The organism is Deinococcus roseus, from assembly GCF_014646895.1.
GTDB lineage: Bacteria > Deinococcota > Deinococci > Deinococcales > Deinococcaceae > Deinococcus_C > Deinococcus_C roseus.
This window is the reverse complement of sequence record NZ_BMOD01000018.1, coordinates 81,720-106,457: the sequence shown is the minus strand read 5'-3', so window position 1 is coordinate 106,457 and position 24,738 is coordinate 81,720. Positions and strand designations below refer to the sequence as shown.

At 55.2% G+C, this 24,738-nt stretch carries 14 protein-coding genes; 4 read left to right on the top strand and 10 right to left on the bottom strand.

What is annotated here, in order from left to right; all coding sequences use genetic code 11:
- Positions 1-1,060: 1,060 nt before the first annotated feature.
- From IEY52_RS18925 to IEY52_RS18910, 4 genes are all read left to right on the top strand, one after another.
- Complete coding sequence (locus tag IEY52_RS18925) at positions 1,061-6,136, top strand: outer membrane protein assembly factor BamB family protein (protein ID WP_189005363.1); 5,076 nt, start codon at positions 1,061-1,063, stop codon at positions 6,134-6,136.
- Between the two features lie 174 nt (positions 6,137-6,310).
- The gene (locus IEY52_RS18920) at positions 6,311-9,292 is read left to right on the top strand and encodes a Tn3 family transposase (protein ID WP_268239738.1); all 2,982 of its coding nucleotides are present in this window, start codon (positions 6,311-6,313) and stop codon (positions 9,290-9,292) included.
- Between the two features lie 781 nt (positions 9,293-10,073).
- The gene (locus IEY52_RS18915; protein WP_189005359.1) at positions 10,074-10,970 is read left to right on the top strand and encodes a SprT family zinc-dependent metalloprotease; all 897 of its coding nucleotides are present in this window, start codon (positions 10,074-10,076) and stop codon (positions 10,968-10,970) included.
- Positions 10,967-11,113: a hypothetical protein gene (locus tag IEY52_RS18910; protein ID WP_189005357.1), complete on the top strand. Its 147-nt coding sequence runs from the start codon at positions 10,967-10,969 to the stop codon at positions 11,111-11,113. The genes IEY52_RS18915 and IEY52_RS18910 overlap by 4 nt, the downstream gene beginning before the upstream one ends.
- A 1,728-nt stretch (positions 11,114-12,841) precedes the next feature.
- On the opposite strand, the gene IEY52_RS18905 is transcribed toward IEY52_RS18910, so the two are convergent.
- From IEY52_RS18905 to IEY52_RS18860, 10 genes are all read right to left on the bottom strand, one after another.
- Entirely contained in the window at positions 12,842-12,991 is a 150-nt protein-coding gene (locus tag IEY52_RS18905) for a hypothetical protein (RefSeq protein ID WP_189005356.1), read from the bottom strand.
- A gap of 366 nt (positions 12,992-13,357) precedes the next feature.
- Positions 13,358-14,404 (bottom strand): AAA ATPase domain-containing protein, encoded by a 1,047-nt coding sequence (locus IEY52_RS18900; RefSeq protein WP_189005355.1) that lies wholly within the window; start codon positions 14,402-14,404, stop codon positions 13,358-13,360.
- Positions 14,401-14,871: a lytic transglycosylase domain-containing protein gene (locus IEY52_RS18895; protein WP_229684867.1), complete on the bottom strand. Its 471-nt coding sequence runs from the start codon at positions 14,869-14,871 to the stop codon at positions 14,401-14,403. Before IEY52_RS18895 ends, IEY52_RS18900 begins: the two co-directional genes overlap by 4 nt.
- On the bottom strand, positions 14,852-15,241 hold the full coding sequence (locus tag IEY52_RS18890) for a hypothetical protein (RefSeq protein WP_189005354.1): 390 nt from the start codon (positions 15,239-15,241) through the stop codon (positions 14,852-14,854). Before IEY52_RS18890 ends, IEY52_RS18895 begins: the two co-directional genes overlap by 20 nt.
- Positions 15,242-15,319: 78 nt before the next feature.
- On the bottom strand, positions 15,320-16,060 hold the full coding sequence (locus IEY52_RS18885) for a phospholipase D-like domain-containing protein (RefSeq protein WP_189005353.1): 741 nt from the start codon (positions 16,058-16,060) through the stop codon (positions 15,320-15,322).
- A complete protein-coding gene (locus tag IEY52_RS18880; RefSeq protein ID WP_189005352.1) occupies positions 16,053-18,680 on the bottom strand; it encodes a type IV secretory system conjugative DNA transfer family protein in 2,628 nt (875 codons plus the stop codon). Before IEY52_RS18880 ends, IEY52_RS18885 begins: the two co-directional genes overlap by 8 nt.
- Positions 18,681-18,834: 154 nt before the next feature.
- Entirely contained in the window at positions 18,835-19,551 is a 717-nt protein-coding gene (locus IEY52_RS18875; protein WP_189005351.1) for a hypothetical protein, read from the bottom strand.
- A 157-nt stretch (positions 19,552-19,708) separates the two neighbouring features.
- A complete protein-coding gene (locus IEY52_RS18870) occupies positions 19,709-21,151 on the bottom strand; it encodes a hypothetical protein (protein ID WP_189005350.1) in 1,443 nt (480 codons plus the stop codon).
- Positions 21,136-22,209 (bottom strand): hypothetical protein, encoded by a 1,074-nt coding sequence (locus IEY52_RS18865; RefSeq protein ID WP_189005349.1) that lies wholly within the window; start codon positions 22,207-22,209, stop codon positions 21,136-21,138. Before IEY52_RS18865 ends, IEY52_RS18870 begins: the two co-directional genes overlap by 16 nt.
- Positions 22,206-24,737 carry a VirB4 family type IV secretion system protein gene (locus tag IEY52_RS18860; RefSeq protein ID WP_189005348.1) on the bottom strand — a complete coding sequence of 844 codons (2,532 nt, stop codon included), beginning with the start codon at positions 24,735-24,737 and terminating at the stop codon, positions 22,206-22,208. The genes IEY52_RS18865 and IEY52_RS18860 overlap by 4 nt, the downstream gene beginning before the upstream one ends.
- Position 24,738 lies beyond the last annotated feature (1 nt).

The following is a 24,738-nucleotide window of genomic DNA, read 5'->3' as shown; positions in this document are numbered from 1 at the left end:
CGGTTTTGTGGAAATGTCCAGGTCTACTCTTTCAGCGGATTTTCCTTTCTTTTTGATCGCTGACACCACAGCATTTCAGCCTGCGGTACACAATAGAATTATTTCGAAGCAGATTATACAAAAACAAGAATATGGCACTACGGCCTCATGTTTTTCGAAAGAAATTGGCCGAGGAGCAACGCAAAGAACTTTGTACTCAACTTGCAGTCCTGAGATTAGGCAAACTGCTATTGATTGGTCGAATATTCCAATTAAGGATTTCATGCGTATATTTAATATTAGTATAGAAAGATTACATCAGGAATGGAAGGGAGATATAATCATTACTCCGCCTGAATATACTGACCAAGCCACGGGTGAGCATACCACCACTTCTTGTTTTAGTAGAAATCCACTACAAGGTAAAATCCAAGGAGCATTTAGCAATGATGATGATACTCTACAGGTATGTACTAATAACGATGGTAGCCTTGATCCATATTCTCAGCATGCCTTAAGACATGAAATATTTCATGCTTTTCAATATGCTCTGATTTCGCACACGAGAGATGCTTCGCTTGCCTGGTTAGTTGAGGGCACCGCTCGCGCAAGTGAACTCAGTGATAATTCGTCTCTCGATATCAATACAATAAATACCACCAAAGTGGCACTAAAAACCATCGCCTATAAAATAGACAAGCCTTTTAATCTTAAAGGTGGTTCTGGTGGTCAAAACCCATATCACCATCAGGATCTATGGGTTTATGCCGGTCGCCTGTTCGATGGCAATGGAAGCCTCAGTGGTTTACGCTATCTTATGCCAATTTTTTTGAATGTCTGGAGCTCAGATCAAGAACCAGTGGAAGCAACTGATGCTTCTTTCAGGGCTATGGGTATATCGGACGGATTAAGTGAAGTTTATTGGGGCTTTGCAAAAGAAAAACTGGTTGAACACAAATTCAAACTAAGAATTGATGATAGACCCTGTGTGTACATTATACCGGCATCTGGAGAGGGTCCAGAGGCTTCTGCTGAACCAAGTGAATTTATTTTCGGTTCACCGCAGAATCCAGAATATCAAATGACCGATATTCCTCCGCTGACCAGCAAAGTTTATGCCATCGCGATGCGCAATGTCCCCTTTCAGGGTTTTAACATTAAACTGAAAGATGCAGCTCCGTACATCAAATACAAAGTCTATCGTAGTGTATCCACCACCAAATACACTTGCAATGGCATTGCTGATGGGGACGCTGATGGCCTGGACTTCAGAGAATTTGGTTCGGACCCCAAAACATCTACCCTGCTGGTGCTGGTCAGCAACACCAGCATCAAAGACAAACAGTCTGCCAAAATCGAGATCAAATCTCTGCCCCTTCCCGAGACTGCCCGGGCATACGGCGACCCGCACCTCCGCACCTTTGACGGCAGGCGCTACGACGCCCACCAGCTCGGAGAATTCACCTACCTCACCCCTCTCACCGGCAATGGCCTGACCATCCAGGCCCGTCAGGTGCTTTCCAACCCCACCCGTTTCCCTGCTGAAATCAGGGCCACCGTTGCTTCCGCAGACGGCGTGAAAGTCGAAGTGGGCCCACAGGGCTACCTCCTCAATGGTGTGCCCTTCACAGAAAACCACATCCAACTGGGCAACATCAGCATCACCGTAAATCGCTCTTATGCGGTTGTGCAAATGAACACCCCTTATGGTGACGTGGAACTCTCTGGGGATGATGTGTTCGTCAGGAATCTTGCCGCAGGAATTCCATATGGTGGCCTGCTGGGCACGCCCAACGGTGACCCCACCGATGATTTCACCACCTCAACAGGCGCCCTCACCTCCGATGTCCTCGCCTTCCAGGACAGCTGGCGCGTCACCACCCACGCCCAGTCCCTCTTCACCTACCGTGCTGGCGAAGGCCCTAGCACCTACAACAAAACCAACCCCTTCTTGCAAAACACCATCCCTGCTGCAGAATTCCAGCCTTTCCAGGACCGGGCCCGCCAGTTGCTGACCGGCTACTGTCTCAGCACTTCTGCCGTGGAACAGGATGTGATTGATGCCACCGCGCTGGATTTGTATGTGGGCACACCAGAATCAGAGGTGGTCTTCAACACCTGCAACTACCAGGTGACCGGCACCATCCTCAACACCCTGATGGACAACGCACCTGTTGCAGGGGCTTCCGTGCAGGTGACTTCAGGCACCCTCAGTTCCTGCATGGCCACCACCGACCAGAATGGCCGTTATGGTTGCACCCTGAGCCCCAGCACCCCCAGCAGCACCGCTCCCAGCGTGCAGGTGAGTGTGCAAGGCATTCCTGTCACCAGTGGCACCTTCCCCAGTCAGGCCGCACAGGGCAGCAACCTGGAAATGACCCTGGATGCCCAGGTGCCCATCACCACCCTCAAACTCTCAGGAAACGTGGTGCTCACCGAGCCAGCCGGGCAACCCGCTGCGGGAGCCTCAGTCCAGTTGCAGACGGACACCGGAAAATGGGGCACCACCACCGATGCCGCAGGGCATTACCAGCTGACCGTCCCGGTTCCCGCTGCTGCCCCCTCCCCCTGGCCTGTGACTTTTGAGGTGAAAAAGGACAACCTGATCACCCACACCCCGGTGGACCTGCCCTTCACGCCACAAAGCATCACCGAGCGCACGGTGGACCTGGAGTTGAGCAAGTTCGTGGGTTTCACGGCCAGCATCACCCACCCTGCCCGCACGGACGTGCTGCTTCCTGGTGCCCTCACCATTCGCAACAGCAGCAACACGGTGTTGTGCAGCAGCGACACCAGCCAGTGCGTGACCGAACTGAAAGTCACCGAGAACCAACAGGCCACGGCGACCGTCAGCGGTGACTGGGGAAGCGCCACCCAGAATTTCACCCTGATTCCCGGACAGTACAATTACACCCTGCAGTTCCCGGTGAATGTCACCCTCTTTGGCCTGCAGGGCCAGATCAAAGATGTCACCCAGACCGCCCTGCCCGACGTGATGGTGTCTGCAGTGTCCAACTGGTGGATCACCACCACCCCCCGCACCACCACCGATGCCCAGGGAAATTACCAGCTGTGGGGTTACCAGCGTCCTGGAAGCACCGTTGGACCTGTGACCCTGAGCGCTGTTTATGGTTTGCAGGAAGGGGCAAAACAAATCCCCCTCAACCCAAGTCAGGTGCCCGCAGGACAGGTCACCAACCTGCAACACAACCTGCAGATCAGCCACACCGTGATGGTCACCGGTCAGGTCACCCTGGACAGACAGCCCAGCGACGTGAAAATCGGAGATCCTGCGGGCAACGTGCAGGTGATATCCAACAACACAGTGCTGTGCAACGCCCGCGTGGACCTCGCCAGTCAAACCTACACCTGCATGATCACCCTCACCGACACAACGGCTGTGCCCTTCACCCTCCAGTACAGCGGGTCTTTTGGAAGCGGCAGCATGGTCCTTCCGATGCCCGGATGGTCCAACACAGGCACCACCACCCTGACGCAGAACCTCACCCTGAAAGGCAACCGGGTGGAACTCCAGGGGATTGTGCGCTCTGCGCAGGGTGCCCCCATGCCCAACACCCCAGTGAAATTCTCCGGGGCTTTCACTGCCACCCGCACCACCGATGCCAACGGCAAATACTCCGTCATCGCCATCACCGAAAACACCCAGCCGCTGAGCGTCACCCTGAAGGTGTCCAACGGCCTCAACGTGGAAAGCCGCACCCTGAGCCTGTCCGTGCAACCCCAGGCCCTCACCACCCACACCCAGGATGTGCAGTTCACAGACGTGGCTGCAGGACGGGTACGCTGGTCCTTGCCGCTGGGAGGAGGGGTGTACGCGGGTCTGGCTGCCCTCAGCGATGACACCCTGATTGTTGCGGTCAGAACCTCCTCCGGCTCGAAGCTCCTGGCCATCAAGTCTGACAAAGAGCAACTGTGGTCCCTTGCCCTTCCAGCCTCAGATGTGCTCGGCACGCCAGCAGTGGACGCGCAGGACAACCTTTACTTCGGCAACCAGAATGGTCAGGTCTTCAAAGTCGACAAAAGTGGGGCCTTGCAGTGGACGTTCCCCACAGGAGACACCATTTACGCTCCGGTGGTCCTGGCAAACAACCTGGTGATGGTGGCCTCAGCCGATGGCAAAGTTTACGCTTTGCATCCTGATGGCACCGTGCTGTGGACACACCAGACGGGTTCCACGGTGCGTCTGCCGGTGGTGTGGAACGGAACTTCATTCTTTGTGGCTCCTGAGGATAACAGCATTCTGGAAATCAGTGCCCAGGGGCAACCCATCAAAACCTACCCGCTTGGTGCCCAGGTGGCAGGCACCCTGTCCGTCACAGCAGAAGGCCATGTGCTGTTCTTCACCAGCAACCAGCAAGAACACCACATCCTGCAAGACCACACCTTGCATTCCAGGCCCATCTCAGGCAGCAGGGCCTCTCCTGCTTCTCCTGTAGCACTGGGCAGCAATGGCCAGCAAGCCTATGTTGACTTTGAAGGGAGTTTCACCCACTTCAACCCCATCACAGGAGCAAAATGGCAGCAGGCAGGGGAAGCATCCTCCCTCAGTCCAGTGTTCACGGCAACAGGGGTGGATTTCAGCAGTGGAAACAGCATCCAGAACTTCAACTCAGAGGGCAGCCTCAACTGGACCTTCACAGCCCAGAGTGGAATCTCCAGCCATCCCATTCTGCTGGGGAGTGGGCTGTACGCAACGGACCAACTGGGCACCCTGTATGCAGTGAACACCAGCAGTCCTGCAGACCCCACCTGGAATCGCCTGGGCGGAACCGGCAGCAACAATGCCTGGCAAACCCAGCGCAGTGGAGGCCTGTACGAGTACCTTTTCACTGGACCCATCAAAATTGGCACTGCAGACCTCACACTCAACAACATGCTGGTGAGTGTGCTGCGTGACAACCAGGTGGTCTGTCAGGTCCAGAGTGACGCTGCAGGGAACTTTGAGTGCCCGGTATTCCTTCCCTCCAACACTGATGTGAAGGTGCAGGTGGAATCTGGCTGGTTCTCTAAAGTCGAGAAACAGGTTCATTTAAGCAACACTCCGCAATTCTCCCAGACCCTGAACCTGGAGGGTTTGATGCGGGAAGTGACCGTGCAGGTGCAACTTGCCACTGCAGATCCTGACCTGATCATGGGTGTGCAGGTGGATGACATTGAATCTGGCCGCTGTACCCAAGTGGATCCGCTGCATTTCAATTGTCTCCTCTATGTGGCAGATGGTCTTGCCCACACCCTGAAGGTCAAATACTATGGTTATGGCATCACGCTTGAACAGGACATCCAGCTTGATGCCTCATGGAACCCCCAGACGGTTTTGCAAACCAGCCTGAACAACCGCTACCCCATATATTCGGGAGAATTCATCTGGAACCCAGGTTACTGGAATGATTACCACACCACCAGCATCGAAATGACCATCAAAGATGAAAACCGGGACATCTGCACCATCACAGTGGGCTGGGGCAGGTACAAATGTTACGACCTGCAGGGATCACCCACTGGAGTTCTCACTTACGTGCTGTCCCGACAGGGTGTGCCGTATGACCATTTCAGGCTGGAAACCACCCGCCCACAACAGGCAGGAGACCAGCAGGTTCAGGACATCCAACTGTACAGTGGCGGCATCCAGTCCCGGCTGGTCAATGCCAACGGTCGGGTGCTGTCCCTGTCCTTGAAGGTGCTCGACACCAGCGGGAATGACCTCTGCACACCTTTGATCCAGAATGGGGGTTATTCCTGCAACATCACAGCCTGGACCCCTGAATTGCCCGGAATTCAGCTGTGGGCGGGGCAAACTGCAGGTCAGGCGGACCACTTGGTGGGAGCTTTGCCTGCAGGCATTCCAGGCAATGGCTTCCTGGAAGACACCCTGGTGGATGTGCCTGTGGTGACCATCCTTGTGAATGTTCCTGAAAACAGTGTGCTGCAAAACATCCAGTTGGCTTTCAATGGAGTGCCCATGGATGTGCCTTACCGGCTTTCCGCAGAAGGGTTAACGTTTGATGTTCTGAATTTCACAGGCCTTCAGGGCACCTTCACCGTCGATTACGATGAATGGGGAGAGCACTCCACATGGGTGACCGATCCACTGTCTGTCCATGCAAATGACAGCCTGGTTGCTTCAGCACATCCCTGATCAATAATGCAAAACAAAAGCAAGTCAAAGTGTGAGGTCGCACTACACACTTTGACTTGCTTTTAAAACTGTGAAAAGAGATTCTTTCAAAACATCAAGGCAACATATCACTCCATCAAAGATCCCAAGGATGCTTTGATGTTCTGAAATCCGAATCCATTCATAAAATGAGGAATGTTCAGCCATACGCAACGAAACATGTTCCTGAAGTTCCCGGAGGTGGATGACTGGGTGCTCTCCAGTCACTATGTCCTCTCTTTCGACGACCTCAATCTGGTGGGCCAAAAAACAGGTCCAGCAACCCAGCTGGGTTTCGCCGTGCACCTCAAGGTCATGCAGCACCTTGTGCGCAGTCCGTTGAAAGTGGAAGTGCCCCAGGTGATCGTGGAATGCATCGCCAGCCAGTTGGGCCTGGATCCTACCCTGTACCAGACGTATCTGCAGGTCAAGACCTACGTTCTGGAAACCCACCTCAGGGAAATCCGCGAGGTCCTGGGCCTACAGCACTACCGGACCATGTCCCACCAGAGGGCACTGCTGGAATTCCTCAAGCCCCTGGCAGAAGCCACTCCAGTGCCCTTTCCCTTGATGTGCCAACTATTTGATGAACTTCGGGCCCGAAAGATCCTGATGCCGAAATTCACCACCCTGGAACACCTGATCCGGGCCAGCCTGAAGGAAGCCCGGGAACATGTGGAGCGCCTATTGCTCTCCATTTACCCGGATCAGGGGGAGCACCTGGACGAATTGATTGAACCCCACGTTTACCACAAAGACCCCAACCAATCCAAGCTCGGCTGGCTGAGGGAAGAGAACCATGAGCCCAGTAGTGATGGCATCAGCCGGGTGCTGGACCGGCTGATTTTCATGAAGCATTTCGCCCTGCCCTGGAAAATGCTGAAATTCATCCACCCCAACCGCATGGAGCACCTCATCCAGGAAGCTCGCAGCTTGCAGGTTTACCAGTTGCGGGGCTTTGAAGATAACCGCAGAAGAAGCCTGGCTGTGGTCATGATCATGGACCTAGTCCAGACCCTCACCGACCAGACCTTTGACCTGCACGAAAAAATGCTGCTCTCTGCCTTCCGGGACTGTGAGAGGGAGCACTTTGATGAACTCAAAGGTCAGCAAGCCCACCTGCTGGAATTGCTGGAGTTGCACCAGCGGGTCGGGCAGGCCCTGATTTCGGCCAGGAAACGCAAGAAGAACCCCTTCAAGAGCATTGAGGAGGTGATCCCCTGGGAAGATTACGTGCGTTCCGTACAGGAACTCGATGCCCTGAAGAAAGAGGTGGAGCAGGACAGCCTTCGCCTGCTGGGCAGGAAGATCCACACCTTCCGCAAGTACTCTGGCCGCCTGCTCTCCAGGTTTGACTTCAAAGGGCCGGACAGTGAGCAGGACCTTTTAAAGGCCATCCACCTAGTGAAAGCCACCCACCAGAAAATCTCCCAGCCCATCCCAAGAGATGCACCAACCTCCTTTGTAGACCGCAGGTGGGCCAAGTTTGTTTTTGTGGGGCCAGAGGGACAAATTGACCAGAGGTATTACGAGTTGTGTGTGCTGTCCAAACTGGTGTCCCGGATGCATGCCGGGGAAATAAATGTAGAGCACAGCCGCAAGTACGGGCCTTTCGATGATTTGCTGCTCCCCAGGAGCCAGCTGACCACCAAACTGAAGCACTTTCCCCTGTCTGTTCCGGTGGATTTCAACACCTTTTGGGAAGAGCAAAGCAGCCGACTGCTGGACCGCCTCAACGAAGTGGATCGCAAACTGCATGAGGGCCTCCTTCCAGAGGTGCGGATGGAGAAAGGACAGGTAATCGTCACCCCCCACAAGCAGGACAAAGTGCAGGCGAAACAGGCAAAGGAGCTGAGCAGGAAGCTGTTTCGGCGCATCGGGAACATCAAGATCACCGACCTGATGCTGGAAGTCTCCAGCTGGGTGCCGTTCCGGGATCACTTCCGTCACCTGACCCTGCATAAAGCTGTGGATGACCTGGCCCTCCTGTGCAGTGTGATGCTGGCGGAGGGGTCAAACATGGGCATCACCAAGATGGCCCAGTCCACCAATGCTGCGGACCTCAAGCGCCTGATCTGGGTGAGGCAGCAGTATGTCCGAGAGGAGAATTACCGTTCCCTGCAGGCAGAGTTGGTGAATTACCACACCAAACAGGCCTTGACCCGCTACTGGGGAGATGGAACCCACTCGGCTTCGGATGGACAGCGTTTTCCTGCAGCCTGGCAAGCGGAGGGTTCTGGGACCTTCAACCGCAGGTATGGTCGGGATCCTGGGATGACCTTCTACACCCATGTGACGGACCAGTATTCCCCGTTTTTCACCAAGGTGATTGCCAGCAATGAACGGGATGCAGTGCACATTGTGGACGGCCTGTTGTACCACGGAAGTGACCTGCGTATCCAGGAACATGCCACGGATACCCACGGCTATTCCGATGCTGTATTTGCCTTGCTGAACCTGCTGGGGTTCCGGTTCACCCCCAGGATCCGGGACCTGAAGGAACTGAAGCTGTTCGTGCCAGGTCGCAAAAAGAAATGGGCAGCCATTTCCCCTGTGGTGGGTGGCACCCTGAACCGGAAGCTGATTGAGGCACACTGGAACCAGATCATTCGACTGGCGGTGAGCGTGAAGTCCGGGCATGTGATGGCTTCGGTGATCTTGCGCAAACTGGCGAACTTTCAGCGGAAAAGCTCCCTGTTGGCGGCGATCAATGAACTGGGCAAGCTGTATCGCACTTTTTTCATTCTGGATTGGTGGTCTAACCCAGAGTTGCGCAGGAGGGTGCAAAGGAATTTGAACAAGGGCGAATTACTGCATGAACTGCGTCGTGCAGCTTACCTGCATGGCCGTGGGGAGGTGCGGGACCGGTCCTTGCGGGCACAGAGTAAACGGGCGAGTGGGCTGAATGTGCTGACCACGATGATCGCGGTGTGGAACACGGTGTACCTGGAGGAAGCCATCAAGCAACTTCGGCTCGAAGGTGAGATGATTCCGGATGAACTGATTGAGCGGCTGTCTCCCTTGAAGTTTGAGCACATCATTTTTTCTGGGGATTACGTGTGGCGGGAGGATCAGGTGCCGGAAGAAGGCAAACGCCGACCCTTGTTGAAGGAGGAATCCATGCTGATATTGGACTGACGAAACCCATGACGATATCATTTTGACGAAACCCGTTTGATTTTGTCAGTGGGTGAGGAGCGCAAAAAGACTGTCTGGGAAGACAACTCCATGAAGGGCCAGAGATCGGCAAAAACAGATCAAGTCGAAAAAGACAGTTCTGGATGGGAATAAGCAGATTCCTTAATGATTGACATGACCCCTTGTTGACCCGTTCCGGGTGTTCCAGAAAACAGGCTTCCAGTGAGGCGAGTTGCGCTTCTGGGCGCAGGCTTTTGCTGGCTTTCAACAGCAATTTGAGGGCCTTTTTGGCCTGGGCATTGATTTTGCGGTGGTCGATTTTCATGGTGCCTCCAAAGTAACTTATCTATATATAAGTATACACCAGATGCCCATTGGAATCAATTCACAGCAGAAATGAAATCTGCGATTTCATTCACGTCATAAAAACCACACTCTGGCAAAAAACCCCAGGTGTTCCAAAAGCCGTGCGAAAACCACCCCACCCCTCCGCCTCTCGCTTCACAGGATGGCCGTCACGCGACAGCGGAAGGGGGGTAGGGTGAAGTAGAGCGGGAAACCCCAGCGAGGTGTCCCCCTGACCATTCTGGCGCACACAGGCAAAGGGTGGGGTTAAAGCGACCGGAGGAAGCTTGGTGAATGGCGCAGGCATTCAAACCCCACCCTTTGACCCGCTCTGCTTCACCCTCAGGGGACCTCGGTCCCCTCCTGAATGAATCCACGCATTTGAAAGTACGACCAAAAAATTTGATGGTACGACCAAATCCGTTACCATGAAAAAATGAAGGCCACCCACAAAACCTCCAGTCCCCAGCAGAACCTCGACGAGGACATCCAGGCAATCCTCCAGGACCTGCACCCGCCCCAGACAGAAACCCAGCCTCAGCCCCTCACCGCCTTCAAAAGCCCCACCTTGCTCACCGCCGAAGAACACCAGATGGCCTTCGACTGGTACAACCGGCACCTCTTCCAAAACCAACTCCCTCAGGTGCTGATCACCCTCAACCCCGGAAAGAAATACCAGGGCTACTACCGCAAAGAACCCTTCGTGAACCTGCAGACCAAAGAGGCCATCTCCGAGATCGCACTGAACCCGGACATCTTCATCGACCTGCCCGGAGGTTACAGTCAGCTCCTGCCCCAACACCCCGAACAAACCCACCCTTTCAGCAACCTCGAAGACTACCTCTCCACACTGGTGCACGAAATGTGCCATCACGCAGAACACCACGAGAACCCACAACTGCAACCCAACGGCTACCACCGCAAAACCTGGGTGGCGATCATGCACCGCATCGGGCTGCACCCGCAATGCATGACCTCCGACGATCCGCATTGCGGAACCGGCTTCAAAGTCGGTCACTTCATCGTGAGAAACGGACCCTTTCACCGCACCACCCTGGAATTGCTGGAACGCCACTTCACCTTCACCATCACCACGAAACAACAAGGGCAACTCCAGGACCCCGACCAGCAAGAAACCCCGCCTGACCCTCAACAACAAAAAAAGAAACGTAAACGCCTCAGCAAAACCCGCTATGGTTGCCCCGAATGCCTGCAAAGGGGCGAACCCACCTACGCGTGGGGAAAGCCCGGTTTGCGCATCCGTTGCGGCACCTGCACAGAAGGCCCCTTGATGGTTCCCCAGCAAGACAAAAACGACGACCCTCTGGAATGACCAACCCCAGAGCCCTCAACCCTTCTTCCTGGCACCTCACCTTCCAGAAAGCCCACCGGGATGACCCAGACACCCCCACCAGGCCTTCCCCCTTCAGCAGCAAACCCAACAGGGGAGAAGAGCAGAACACCGTCTGGCAATGAACCCCTCATCACCCTTTCCACAACCCTGCGCTTCTCTCCCTGCACACCCTGACATCCCACGATGCCAGGGTGTTCCTTTGACCCCCTCAGGAGAAAACACCTGGGCTTCAAAGGCAACCCCGTCCAGAACCCTCCACCAGGAAACCCCTCATCACCTGCCCTGCACCTGAATTCATGCCTGACCCTCGACCTTCCCAACCACCAAAAGCACGCCCTGGGTTCATCCTGCAGGCTTGCCTGACTTCCGGGATGCCACAGCAACCCCGCAGCAAAGCCGCACCCCATCCGCACCCATCAAGCAGGATCCCTCCCACCTCACCTCAAGAGGGCTCACCTCCCATGACCCTCTCCCTCCCTTTCCACACCAACCCCGGTGAAAGTCAGGCCCATCCACCATGCCCACCTCTTGCATGCCGCCACTTCGCCTGCAACACCCAGCGGCACCACCTCACCCACCCAAGGCACGCCGTTCAATCCGGCACTCCGATCCCAGTGCCTTCCATGCCACTGGCCTTCCCACCCCCAGCACACCCTCCTCTCCTCCCACCGATCCGCGCACCCAGGCACCACCTTTCCTTCACTGCCCTGCCCACCCACCAAGGGCGCACCCTGCACCCCGCACCATCGAGACACCCGGCCCAGCAGCAACACCCCACCTGTGGCCCTGATGGCGGACTGGGCAAAACACCCCACATGCCACCGAGTCACCCGAAACCGCAACACCCTCACCAGACCACCCGAAGCCCTTCACTGCAATCACCCCGCCCACCGCTCCATTCAGGCCAAACCCTCCATCAGCTCCACACACAGCTCACCGTCCGAACCCCCCTCACCCGCACAGAAGTCCACCCCTCTTTTGCCCGCCACATCCTTGCCTCCAGACACCACACCCTGCCCACCACCACCGAGCACCCTGCACCCCCGCCCTGGCACCCCACGCTCAAACAACCCATCCCGCACAAGCCCCAGCCACCCAGAACACCCCCAAGCACCACTCGCAACCCACACCCATCACAACCCCTCCACCCTCACCCTGGCATCCACCTCAGGCCCACCCCACACCCAGGCAACCCCAATGAACCCACCCCACAACGCCAGCGGCACCCAGCCAAAACCCACCGGGCAACCCCACCCAACACCCACCGGGCAACCCCACCCAACACCCCACCTCTGGGCCACCAACCCTCTGGCCCACCCCATACACAAACCCCCCAAAAACCCCAAACCACCCCAGGCACTATAAAAAATAAACCGTACATTCAAAAAAACCCACCATGCACAGCCCGCAACCCACACCCAGACACCTCAGACACCCAACCCTCTGGTCAATGTGTTGTCGTCTCAACTGTACGGTTGATGTAAGGTCATGCATTCCCAATTTCGGGCAGTTCTGAACCCACCTGGACCCACCCACCCGATACACAAATCCAATGCTTTCCGGCCACAAAAAAGCTGCGGAACCCCTGGCATTGACTCCAGGGATCCCGCAGCATCGTTGTATTGGGTGATAGAACGACACCTCATTTTAACAGCTGTGACCCCCACATCCAACACCACCAGCTCCAACAGTTCAACCTGCTCGGACCGCTCAAGGGGGCTTGGATCAACGCCCCCTGTGAAGACCACCCTGGCGACAACCCACACATCCCCACCTCATCCGCACCCGTCTCGTGCACGCATCCCATTCATCTCTGCATCCCACCAGACTGCCTCTCTCTGGCTTCACCCTCACGCATCCTGCAGCAACCACTCAGGGTAAAAGGGCACCATGTTCATGTTGCCGTCCACGCAGCATTCCTGCAAACCACGGCTGCCCGTGCCCTCGGGTAACACAGGCACCACCTTCAACTCATCCAATCCCGCCCGGGGCAACACCATCACTGGGGCTTGCTCCTGGGGGGGCGCACCAGCAGTGCTCAGCGAGCCATCAAGGCACAAACTGATCCTGGTGGCAAGACCACACGTGAGGGGCAGCAGAGCACCTGCTCTGGCGTGAACACCACGGGTCTGGGCTACAGCATGGGTATGGATGCAGCATCCATGCGGCTCATGCAGGTCCTCTTCCTTTCACCCTGCTTCCCTCAAAAAATTCTGCATGCGTTTGACCCTGACCTGCCTTTCACCTGCAAAAATTATGACGGCCTGACCACCAAATCATCGCCTGCAGACCGTACACCCCCTGAAATGAAACATCCCGCTTCGATTGCTGAAGCGGGATGCGGGTCGTGCTGGGATGTGCCAGGATCAGCGCACCGGCTGAACGTCCTCCACCTCAATGTCCCAGATTCCGCGCTTGATGGTGTGTGGAACTTCATTCTCCAAAATGCGGTCAATGCTTTCTCGCACATTGGGGTGCACCACGAACTGACCGGTCTTGACCACTTCAATGGCGTACTGAAAGAGAGGCTGGGTGAAGCGTTTGCGTTTGCTGAGGTCAATGCGCCCCATCAGCAGGGAAATGTCCTCGTTGTCCATCACCTCTTCCAGGGTGTCTCCGTGCACCGTGCAGATGATGGGCACAGCGCGACGAATCACGGTCTTTGCACTGCGGGCATCCTCCTCGTCTCCCACTTCGTCGGCAATCATCAATCTGGGGTTGTCATTGGTGAGGCCTTCCATCATCACTTCGGCGTTGGTCTGGCCTCTGGGCACCTGCTTGATCCAGGCGGAACGCAGGGCAATGTGGGCGATGTCCCCTTCCCCTCCGATCTCGTTGGATTTGTCCACCACCACCGTCTGGAAACCCTGGGCACTTGCAGAACTGGCACTGAGTCTGGCAGCTTCCCTCAGGATGGTGGTCTTGCCGCGCCCTGGACCCCCGATGATGATGCCAGACTGGCCGGACTGCAAATAGTCTCTGAGGGCGTCTGCTGCCCCGATCACATGGCGGCCAAATCGAATGGAGAAGCCCCGGACCACGCCACTGGTGGACCGGGTGACACTCACGCGGTGCAGGGTACCGTCGATGCCGATGCGCCCGTCATGGCGTGGCTCTCCGAACTTGGTGGAGAGGGTCTTGAATTCGTCTTTGTCCAGAATCACATCTTCCAGGGTCACGGTTCCATCACGGAACAGCACCTGAGCCGGGCATCCCAGGGCAATCTTGATTTCCTGGAGATCATCGATGCGGCCTTGAATGGCTTCTTTGATCAACTGCGGCATTTTGACCAGCAGGTTGTTGAGTTTGCTGTCTTCAAACTGCTTGATCCGCATCCGCAAGTGATGGTCCCTGTCCATTTCATCCTGGGTGAGGGGAGACTCTGGCATGAAGACCCTGCGTTCGGTTTTCATGGGTGCATGCCTTGGAGTTGCATGGCTTCATAGGTGCCGAGCACTTTGCTGACGTACTCCTGGGTCTCCTTGTAGGGCGGGACACCCCCGTACTTTTGGACAGCGCCACTGCCTGCATTGTAGGCGGCGAGGGCCAGATTCCAGTTCTTGAATTCATCCCACTTTCCCCTCAGGTAGCGGGCTGCACCGAAGATGTTCTGGTCGACGTCATACCGGTTGAGGCCCATCTCACGGGCTGTGCCGGGCATCAATTGTCCCAGGCCATACGCCCCTTTGGGGGACACCGCGTCCACACAGTAGCGGCTTTCCTGCCAGATCAGCGCGGTGAGGAGGTTGCCATCCAGACCCCACATCTGGGCGTAATGCCAGGTTCTCTGGTAGAGCGAAAAAGGCACGTATCCGCACGCGCCTCCCAGAGATCCCAGCATGATGGTGGTGGCCAGGGCTTTAAGCCACCTGGGTTTCATGGGTTGCCTCTTCTTTGCTGATGGGTGTGGTGTGGTGCTCAACCATTTTTTTCAGCAGCAGGTTGTTGCGGTAGCTGTCTGCGCTCATGGCGCTGAGTTCCTTGTAGAACCGGCGCATCCAGGAGTCCAGCAGTTTGGGAACGTAGGTGACGCTGAGGATCACGCAGGACAGCACCCCTCCGTTGGTTCCTGCCCCCAGAAAGGTGTAAAAGGCAAAAAAGCATCCCAGCACAAACAGCACATCCACAAATTTCAGGCCTCTTTTCTCTTTGCCTGGCGTTCTGCGTGCAGCTGTCTGTCCTGCAGGAGCAGCATTCGATGGGCTTGAGGCTCGTTTTTCATGATCCTGCTCGTTTGGTATGGTGGTCATGGTTTTTATGATACTCCAAAAAAATATAATGCAATGAAAAATCCCTCCGTTCTTAACGGAGGGAAAATTGAATGACGCTCAGCGATCTTTGCAGCCAGGTGCATCCTCCCGTGCAAAACACATGATGAAGCCAGGTTTTCCCGGCTTCGGCTGAATGGGAGCCCGGCCCTTGATGGCCTTGATCAGCCAGTCGTTGTACGTCCTGATCTGCTTGCGGTCGGTGATCAGCACCGCCTTGGGGTTGTGGAACAGGCTGTTTCGTTCTCCAATCAAATTCCCCTGAATGGCGTACTTCCCATCTATCACCATGAAAGACTCGGTGTTCTGCCAGTTGTTCACCTTGCTGGGGAAGACCGCCATGGGTGAACCCTGGAAGGTGCCGATGGCCATGCGAATGAAGTTGCTGGCCCCATCCCGGAAATTCTCCTGCGGCACCACCACGAACACATACACCCCCCGCTGCAAACTGGCCTCCATCAGGGCCACATTGATGGTGGGCTGCCGCAAGTAATTGCTGTAAATCAGCACGTAATGCTCTGCGCCTTCAATCGCATACGCAACCTGATCATCGTTCATGCTGTTTTTGGGGTTTTTCGGCTGGTTTTTTGGGACCGTCAACTTTTGCGGCACAGCAGGGGTTTGAGCAACCGGTGCCTTCGGGGCAGGGGAGACGGTCTTGGGGGGAGTTGCAGTCCTGGGCACCGCTTTGGGTGCGCTTTGCTCCTGAGGGGTGGTCGGGGTGTAAGACTGGGGCTGCAGGTTGAACTGGGCAACAGCCACCCCTGCAAACAAGCCCCATGCAACGAGCACTTTAGCCATCACGGTTGTTCTCCTGAACCCCAAAACCCAGGGTGTCATTTTTGGATTTCTTTTTGTTTTCCACCGGAACCACCACTGGCACCCCCACCGCTCCGGAGGTTTTCCCTTTTTTGGGGGCTTCTTCCACCACGGTGTAAGGGCTTTGCTGGGCCAACATCGCACGATGTCGGCGGTCTGCATCGGTGACCATTTCATACAGTTCCTTGCTGGAGAGCGGCACCACACACATGTTTTTGGTGCCCACACGCTGGGTGGCCAGCAACGAAATCACTTTTTCGTTGAACAGGTTTTTGATTTCGGTCTTGGAGATCAGAACGGCATCCTGCCGCAATTCCCCCACAAATTCACTGCCCTGAGCCACCGAGCACTCCGGATGGTCTTTGATGTGGGTGCGGTTCTGGTGAATCCATTCAAAGAGGGGACCACTCACCTCCCGGTGCCTGGCTTCCCGGTGCAGTTCCCCGCCCCCAACCCCAGCCAGAATGGACATGCCTTTCTGGGTGATTTCCACCCGGATTTTCTGGTTTTCCTCATGGGTTTTGAATTGAAGGTAATCGCGCTTCTCAAACTCTTTCAGCACCACTTCGGATTTCAGTTCAGAGGGAATGCGCTCCGTGATGTGCAGCACAATGCGGTCTTTCACATGCATCTGCGCGTGGAGTTCCAGCAGTTTCTTGAACCACATGGGAAACTCCACTTCAGGGTTCACCAGCGCTCCGCCTTCGGCTTCCACCAGCTTCTCATCGGTGGTTCCGCACACCCGGTCAATCAGCCGGTCCACCCGCCTGCCCAGGATTTCCACCGCTTCATCGGCTTTGTCTTTGTCTCCGCTCCAGATGGCTTCAGGAGCAACCCCTTTGACGATGCGTGCAAAGTCACGGTAAAGGGTGTTTTTGATGGTGACTTTCTGGCCGGTTTCAGGGTGGGCCACCACCACAGATTTCTGGGACAGGTAGGGCAGAACCACCTGCATTTTTCCATCGTAGTTTTTCACCACGGCGAGGTGCTCATCCATTTGTTCCATTTCGTGCACGGCGAGCAGCGGGCGTTTGTCTTCGGCTTCGGCCACCCCGTGACGGTGAGAGGTGAAATCAAACATCATGGGGCCACGAGAGCGGGTGATTTTGGTGGAAAGCACCGTCATCTCACCCAGCATTTCGGAGTAATACTTCTGGCTTTCAGCGTGCATGAATTTGGGCAGAAACAAGGTCACCCCGAAAGCTTCCAGGATGGCATTCCAATCTTTCTCGCCGTACAGGGCAAAGCCCTGCTTCATGTTCTGGAAGGCCACCTCATAGCACACGTTGCGGGAACGCATGGTGGTGATGGTTTCCACAAAGTTGGGGATGCGGCCCAGGTTGGTTTTCTCATCGATGCGGATCACCAGCGGGATCGGCAGGGAAGCGCTGGCGCGCTGGTCGGTGTACTCCCAGATGGTTTTCTGGATGGTCATCAGCAGCAGCTGCAGCAGCACCTGGGCTTTCCCCCCACGCACAAACTTCTCTGGCAGCTTGATGTACAGCAGGCCGGGTTTCTCGAACAGGCGGTGCAAATCCACCTGCTGGCCGTAACTGGAGGTGGCTCTGGCGACATTTTTGTTCACAAAAATGGAAAGTTCTGCCTTCAAACCCGACAGCAAACCCTGCAGCTGGGTGCTGCTCATGCTCTCAAACCCTGAAGCGGTCTGTTGCACCTCCATCAGGGGGTGGTTCTTGATGTAACTGCGCACCCCCACCTCGCCGGTGTTGATGATCTCAAACAGGTCGGAGATGCTGCCGTTGGCAGAGTGGGACACCCCATAAATCAGGGCCTGCACCAGTTCACGCTCATTGTTCTTGTGGTAATCGACCCCCGCATTGCCGGTGCCGCTGCGGGGCCGCACCATTTCCGCAAGTTCGGAAGCCTGCTCCAGGGTCATGTCACTCCACAACAAATTCCAGCCCATGGTGGAGGCGGAAAAAGGCATGAACATCTGCACGTCATGCCCGTAGTGCTCATACATCAGTGGGGCCAGCATGAATCCACTTTTGAGGTCCCCTTTCATGTCAATGATCACTTCAGAAATGCCCTGTTTGGCGCTGCTCAACACCTTGGGAAGCATCATCTTGCTGGTTTTCCCTCCCCCGGAGTTGGTGGGCATCACGGTGTGAAAAAACAAGGACTGGCCAGGGTAAGTGATGAGTTTCCCGGTGTCGAGGGCGTAACCGAGGTAACCGTAGCGTTTGCCTTTGGGGCTGACCCACTTTTTCATGCGGTTGCTGTTCGACCAGTCGCTGCCCCCCGGGGCTTTGTCTTTGTAGTTCGGCAGGGCAGCTGCGAAGAATCCCACGCATGCCGCTGCCAGGGCCAGGAACCCTCCGAAGGCCCAGGCGGCATTGCTGTAATAGGCGATGCCCTTGAACAGGTACGGTTGGCATTTGCGTTTGGTGAAGCAGCGCAAAACCATTTTGTTTTTGGAGTTTTCTTTCAGGATGTTGCCCCAGCCGCCCTGGTAGAGTTGCTCGTTGAGGGTGGGCACTGCCTGAATGAGCATCACTGTGGAAGTGACCAGGGATCCAGCGCTGAGCAGCATGCTCAACCAGCCCAGTGCTCGCAATTTCTTCTGCAGTCGCTTATTCATGTATTAAGCTTACAAAAAATATAACGCTCCTGAAAACCATGATGCTTAAAAAATTTCGTATATCATTCATGATGGTCCAAAAAATGGTAAATCGCATTTGAGCTTGTGGGCTGCAAATGCGATTGTTGTGCTTGGTCAAACCAAACTGGGGCGGTCAGCCGGGCAGTTTTGGAAGCAAACCAAGGAAAAGGTTGTAGGCAACAGTGAGGGTTGCGTAAGCAACGTTCGGGTCCAGGAAACGAAAATCGGTTTCCTCAATCCAGGCCTCATCAATGCCGTAATGCCTGCCAATCAGGAAGGTCATGAAAAACGCAACACGATCCGAATTCTCACCGCGAACAGACGTCGTGCGCTCAATGTGATTCACACAATATGCGTGAACAAAAGTGGCGAACTGACGTTCCAGACTCTGTTTGGAATCAACAAAAACCAGGTTTTTGTTGAAACGGGCATGCAGAGTGGACGCGGTGGGCTTCAATGGAGCAGCCACAGAATTCACGAAAGCAGCGTAACGGGATTCGTTCAGGAACCGGTTCTTTTGATCCAGCACCATCTTCTCATCCTCGTAAATCACTGTTTCGGGAACCTGCCAGCCTCGCCAGTCCTGAACGTCGTAAAAAAGCTCAACGTCGTAGACGGAAAGACCGCTGGTGACTTGCTTCAAGAGATACAACGGCTGGGCACCAGACTCGATATGGAGTTTGTGGCCAGGCATTGTAAATCCAAGTGGAAGCACCCTGAGAACCTCTTTTCGTTGGAGAAACAGCAGGATTTTGTTGATCATGCTGATTTCATGGGTTTGTTCGAATTTCCTCAAAAACTCAAGGAAGTCGAACATTTGCTGCTGGCCAAGTTTGGTGCGCCAGGACATGACAAAATCATGCGCCTGCCGTTCCAAGTCCCTGGGGTTAACCGGACGACTCTGGACAGATGACATACACACACTCCTTAGCTTTTGGGGAAGCTGACACCATCATACAAAAAAAGACGGAGATACGAAAGTACCCCCGTCACAAAAAATCGAAGCGTTATTTGATGGTGTCCAAGATCAGTTTCGGAACCTGCCTCAGCAACTGCACGGCCATCACAATACCTGCGGCCATCAAAATGATTCCACCAAAGAAAACCACCAGCAATATGAACACCACATTCAAGATGATCGAGCCGATCTTGCCGATCCACTCGCCCGCCACCTCAATGGTCTCCCCGGTGGGGGTGTTGGTGAAGACATCGTTAAACATGCTCCCCCAGGCCTCGTTGATGATGGAATTCACCTGGTCGTGTGGAATGATGTAACCGATATAAACCGCAATCAGAAAAACAAAGGGCATCACAATTCCGGTGATCACAATGGAAATGTAGCGCGTCAAATACCTCAGGAGTTCTTTGGTGTCCCCCCTGGAAATGGGCACCGCCAGCCACGGCATGAACACAAACAAAATCGCCAGAGAAACATTGAGCATGAACATCGCCACACTGTAGGTCATGGTCAGCGGCAAAATGAACATGGTTCCAATCCTGGACACCGAATCAATCATTCTCACCGTCGAGGTGGTGAGCAGTTGACCAAATTTGGCCTTGGCATTGGTCCAGCCTTCACTGAAAGACTTTTTGAAGTTGCCCAGCACCATGTCACCCACGGTGTCCGCAAAACCTTTGGCTTTGGTGGCATTGCTCGGGGCTTGCGCCAGCACCTGCTCAGCCGTGGACATCCCCCCAGCAGCATCATCAAGTCCATTTTTGGTGGCGGTGGACAGGGTTTTTGTCGCATCAGCAATTTCGTTGGTGGTTTGTGCAATCTTTTCGGAATTGACCGCAAGGTTTTTTCCACCCATCCCAATGGCCTGCTTGCCGATCTGCCCTGCGCGACCCAGCAGTTTCAACCAGCCGATGCTCACCAGGCTCATGGCAGCATTTGCACCGGCCTTGGCCATGGCGGGTTTCAGCAGGTCTTTCATGATGGCATCGCTGGAATTCACCCCCACCCGGTACAGTTCGTACATCGGGGCCCTGGAAACCGCCTGGTCTGAAATCACCACCAGAAACCCGATGCCCAGGATGGGATTGAGCATCAGTTTGGCCAGGATGGGAATGGCGGTGCTGCCCCCACCCCGGATGTACTTGATGGTCCCAAAAATCGCGTTGGTGAGGATCACCACCGTGGCCATCACCTGAATGAAGGTGAAAATCGAGAACACCCGCATGTAACACAAAACGCCCTCGTAAGCATTGTCGGCGTAACTCGACAGCGCCTGGAAAGCCAGCCCTGCGTACATCGAATCGACCTCATCTTTGGTTTTGAGGTTGTCTCCGGTGCCTGCTGCCGGAACGGCCTCGTATTCCAGCAGCAAGGTGCACTCCTGGGAGTTGCCTTTCATGATGCCAACATCCTCACCAAACAAAGCGAAGGCCTCACTGAAGGGCAAGAGCACCACCAGCAACACCAACAGCCGCCTCAGAACTCCTTCCATTTCTTCAACCTCCCTTTTTCCTTCAGGAACGACTGCACCACCGAATATGTGGTTTGCGCTTCGTCCAGACGGGCATCATTCTCGTCAACCCCTTCCAGGATGTTCTGTTCCACTTCTGCCTGAAATTCATCGGTTTCGGTCATGATGGTTTCAAAAGCCAGTTGTTGCTGCTCTTCCACCCTGCGGTTGTTCATGATCAGCTGGTTGGCAATCACTTCAAGCAGGGCCTTGTCCCCCTGGTCCATGGCCACGTTTTGTTTCATTTGCTCAATGGCCGTCTGGGTCAGCACTTCAATCACTTCACGGCTGCTTTCCGCATTGACTTTGGCTTTCTCCAGCTGGGTGGCGAGGCCATCCATGCCGGGCAACCCCAGGGTCACTGCGGTGTTCTTCTTGGTTTCTTCCATCACTTTGCGAACCGCATCGGCCTGCTCAGCAATTTCTTTTTGTTTGAGGGTTTGCTCTCCCACCGCCAGCACCGCTGCACGCTTGGCTTCCGCCTGCTGCCGGATGGCATACTCCACGGTGGGCAGGTAAGGCCTCACGGCGTCCACCACCTGCGCTTCCGGAGTGGTGTTGGGGTTGGTGGGATCCCCGAACACCATCTGCTTCCAGGCTTCATCGGCCCTGTCCAGGATGTAATCCGCAAAACCGTCCACAGAGTTCTGCAGCAAATTGTTCATGTCTGCCGTCCATTTGTTGAGATCGTTCATGGCCGGGTCATTGAAACCATGCTTGCGCACAATGCTCAAAAGACCACTGAGAACCTTGTTGACCTGACCTTTCCAGCCGCCTTTGAACAGCAAATCATCCACGTAACCGGTCATTTCCCGGATGTTGCAGATCCAACGAAAGTCAGGGAAGGACCCGGCGTAATCGCAAGCCGTTTGCAGGTATTTGTTGATGGTTTCCAGGCCTTTGAAAGACCCCAGGTAATTGCTGATGGCCTCCACCCCGGGAATGCCACTGATGTTCGGGGCGGTGATGGCTTCGGCTTTCTGGGAGACCCCCACCAACATCAGGACGGTCATCCCCATCACCAGCTTGGTTCTTTTCATGCAGACACCTCCTTGAGTTTTCCATCCGCCAGGGCACGCAAGGCCATGGTTTTGTGGCCCCCATACGCCTGAATGGTTTTGTTGCGAATGGCCACATCGCTGCCCATGCTGGTGGTGACCCAGTAGAAAAATGGGTTGTTGTAACTCTGCACAATGCCGCCTTCTTTGCGGTCAAAGTAACGGATGTACACCATCCACTCGAAGTATTCCCCGGGGCGGTTGATGATGGATCCGGCTTCTTTGATGGCAGCATCATTGAGTTTCAGGTATTTGCGCATGCTTTCGTCCTGGTTTTCGGTCTTGCCGATCCAGAAGAACGTGGTGTTGTTCAGCAAGCCTTCCAGTCGGGCCAGCACCGACAGTTCCTGCAGCACCGTGTACATGGCGGCATCAAATTTCCTTGTGGTCACACTGAGCCTGCCCAGGGCATCGGCGGTGTAATCGTTGGTGATGAATTTCCAGGCCTCCTCAAAAATGAAGCACTTGGGCACCCCGCGCAATTTGGGGTCTTCCATCACCGTGAAAAGCATGTTGTTGAACATCAACAACGCCACTTCAGCCAGTTCCTTGTTGTCATCCAGGCCGGACGCTTCGAAGTAAACCAGTTGGTTGTCGATCTTGATGTTGGTGGGTCGGTTCACGAATTGCGCTTTGGGGCTGTCCCCAATCCAATCCTGGAAGCGCACCACCAGATCGTTGCGCACGGCTTTCTGGTCTGCATCGAGTTCCACGTTGCCCAGGGCAGTCATTTCTTTCAGGCGGTCCACATAGTCTTCAAGCAGTGCACCCATGAAACGCTTCTTGATCTGGTTGTCCAGCGGATCCCGGTATTCTTCTCTGCGGTTGCGGAAGGTGTCAAAGAGGCACTGCCGCAAAATGGCCTCCTCCACGGTTTGCTTGGGGCTCTTGTGGGTTCTGACCATGGTGCCCAGAACCTTGATCATGAACTCAATGCGGTCCATGTCGGGTTCAATCAGCCCTTCTGCCAGGTCAAAAATGTTGATGGAGGTCTCACCGGGCTTCATGAGCACGGTGGATCCTCCGAACATGTCGGTGAAGGTCTGGTAGGAGTACCCGAGGTCCAGGATGATCACAATGCCATTGCGGGCCAGGAATTCAGACATGATCTTCTGGGTGTGCACACTCTTCCCGCTGCCCATCTGTCCGAACACCACGCCATTCCAGGAGGCGCACTCTTTGTCCAGGATGTCCACCCTGGCCATGGTTTTGGCGCGGGTGAGGAAAGGCAATCCTTTTTTGCCCCCCTTCCAGGGACCCCCCATCGGCAGCAAATTGGTGCTGTGGTAAGAGAGCATCTTGAAGCACAGGTGGTTGGGTTTGCCCGAAAATGGGGGGAGTTCTTCAATCAACAGCCGGAAGTTCTGCACGGTTCCCACGCGCGGCACCGCCCCGGTCATGTCTCCCAGGGCGGTCTTGGCCCGCTCTCCCATGCTGCGCAGGCGTTTTTCACTGGTGTCGTAAAGCACCACGGTGAGGCCCACATTGAAAGGATCCTGGGCGTACTGCCGCATGGCCATCACGGTTTTGTCGGTTTCTTCGAGTTGCACTTTGGTGGCCGGGTTGCGCAGCGCCCCTGCCGATTCATCATTGAAAGCCGTGAGCATTTTTGCCCGCTCCAGCAGTTTTTGCATCACCGTGTTGCGTTCATCGTGGTAGAAGTCCAGCACCACCCAGAAGTTCTCACCGGCCAGCGCATCAATCACCTTGTTGATCATGCCCGTCTGGGTGGAGATGGGACGGTTGGACATGGACACCGTTTTGACGAAATGCTCCCCGATCACCAGGCTTTCCTGGCTGGTGTTGATGATGCTGCTGCCCGCCAGCATCTGGTTCACTGTGGGAATCACCACCGCTGGATTCTTTTTCAGTTCTTCGGGGGTGAGGTAAATTTCAACATCCTCAGGCAACGGATCGCGCAGGTTCTCCAGCTGGGTCATCGAGGGATTCCACCAGTTTTTGATCAACATGCGCACATCCTGGTTGTCCATCTCCTTCACACCAAAGCGGGCACGCTGGAAGTAATCCACCATGCCCTGGCGTTTCTCTTTGGCTTGTTGAACCAGTTCTGCTTTTTGCCTGGGGGTGAAAACCGTCATGCGTTTGCGTGGCTTGGTGTATTTCACCGTGGTGAGGGTGAAAAAGTAACGCAGGGTTTTGATTTTGCCGTCACTGCGCATCTCTGAGAACAGGTGTTCATTGCGCAGAGCCATTTCGTGCAGCAAATCATTCTCAGAAGAGAGGGTGGTGTTGCCTTTGGCAGAAATCACACTGGCGGGGGCTTCACTGCTGTGGATGTACAGGCGGCCCAGGCAGGTTTCATCCACCCCAAGTTTCAGGGCGCTGTGCAGGTTCCGCCACATGGATTCCTGAATGTCTTTGTCCAGCGTCATGGTGGGAGGAAGGAACAACTCCAGCCCCACCACCACCTGTCCGTACTTGGTGAACACCACACCGTCTTGGATGGTGCGGTATGGCATCAGATCCGTCACACTGTTTCGTCTCGTCATA

Bases quoted from the DNA above. Each gene is read 5' to 3' on its own strand.
- IEY52_RS18925 (WP_189005363.1), top strand. From the start codon at position 1,061: ATGACCGATATTCCTCCGCTGACCAGCAAAGTTTATGCCATCGCGATG.
- IEY52_RS18920 (WP_268239738.1), top strand. From the start codon at position 6,311: ATGTTCAGCCATACGCAACGAAACATGTTCCTGAAGTTCCCGGAGGTG.
- IEY52_RS18915 (WP_189005359.1), top strand. From the start codon at position 10,074: ATGAAGGCCACCCACAAAACCTCCAGTCCCCAGCAGAACCTCGACGAG.
- IEY52_RS18910 (WP_189005357.1), top strand. From the start codon at position 10,967: ATGACCAACCCCAGAGCCCTCAACCCTTCTTCCTGGCACCTCACCTTC.
- IEY52_RS18905 (WP_189005356.1), bottom strand. From the start codon at position 12,991: ATGGTGTTGCCCCGGGCGGGATTGGATGAGTTGAAGGTGGTGCCTGTG.
- IEY52_RS18900 (WP_189005355.1), bottom strand. From the start codon at position 14,404: ATGAAAACCGAACGCAGGGTCTTCATGCCAGAGTCTCCCCTCACCCAG.
- IEY52_RS18895 (WP_229684867.1), bottom strand. From the start codon at position 14,871: ATGAAACCCAGGTGGCTTAAAGCCCTGGCCACCACCATCATGCTGGGA.
- IEY52_RS18890 (WP_189005354.1), bottom strand. From the start codon at position 15,241: ATGACCACCATACCAAACGAGCAGGATCATGAAAAACGAGCCTCAAGC.
- IEY52_RS18885 (WP_189005353.1), bottom strand. From the start codon at position 16,060: ATGGCTAAAGTGCTCGTTGCATGGGGCTTGTTTGCAGGGGTGGCTGTT.
- IEY52_RS18880 (WP_189005352.1), bottom strand. From the start codon at position 18,680: ATGAATAAGCGACTGCAGAAGAAATTGCGAGCACTGGGCTGGTTGAGC.
- IEY52_RS18875 (WP_189005351.1), bottom strand. From the start codon at position 19,551: ATGTCCTGGCGCACCAAACTTGGCCAGCAGCAAATGTTCGACTTCCTT.
- IEY52_RS18870 (WP_189005350.1), bottom strand. From the start codon at position 21,151: ATGGAAGGAGTTCTGAGGCGGCTGTTGGTGTTGCTGGTGGTGCTCTTG.
- IEY52_RS18865 (WP_189005349.1), bottom strand. From the start codon at position 22,209: ATGAAAAGAACCAAGCTGGTGATGGGGATGACCGTCCTGATGTTGGTG.
- IEY52_RS18860 (WP_189005348.1), bottom strand. From the start codon at position 24,737: ATGACGAGACGAAACAGTGTGACGGATCTGATGCCATACCGCACCATC.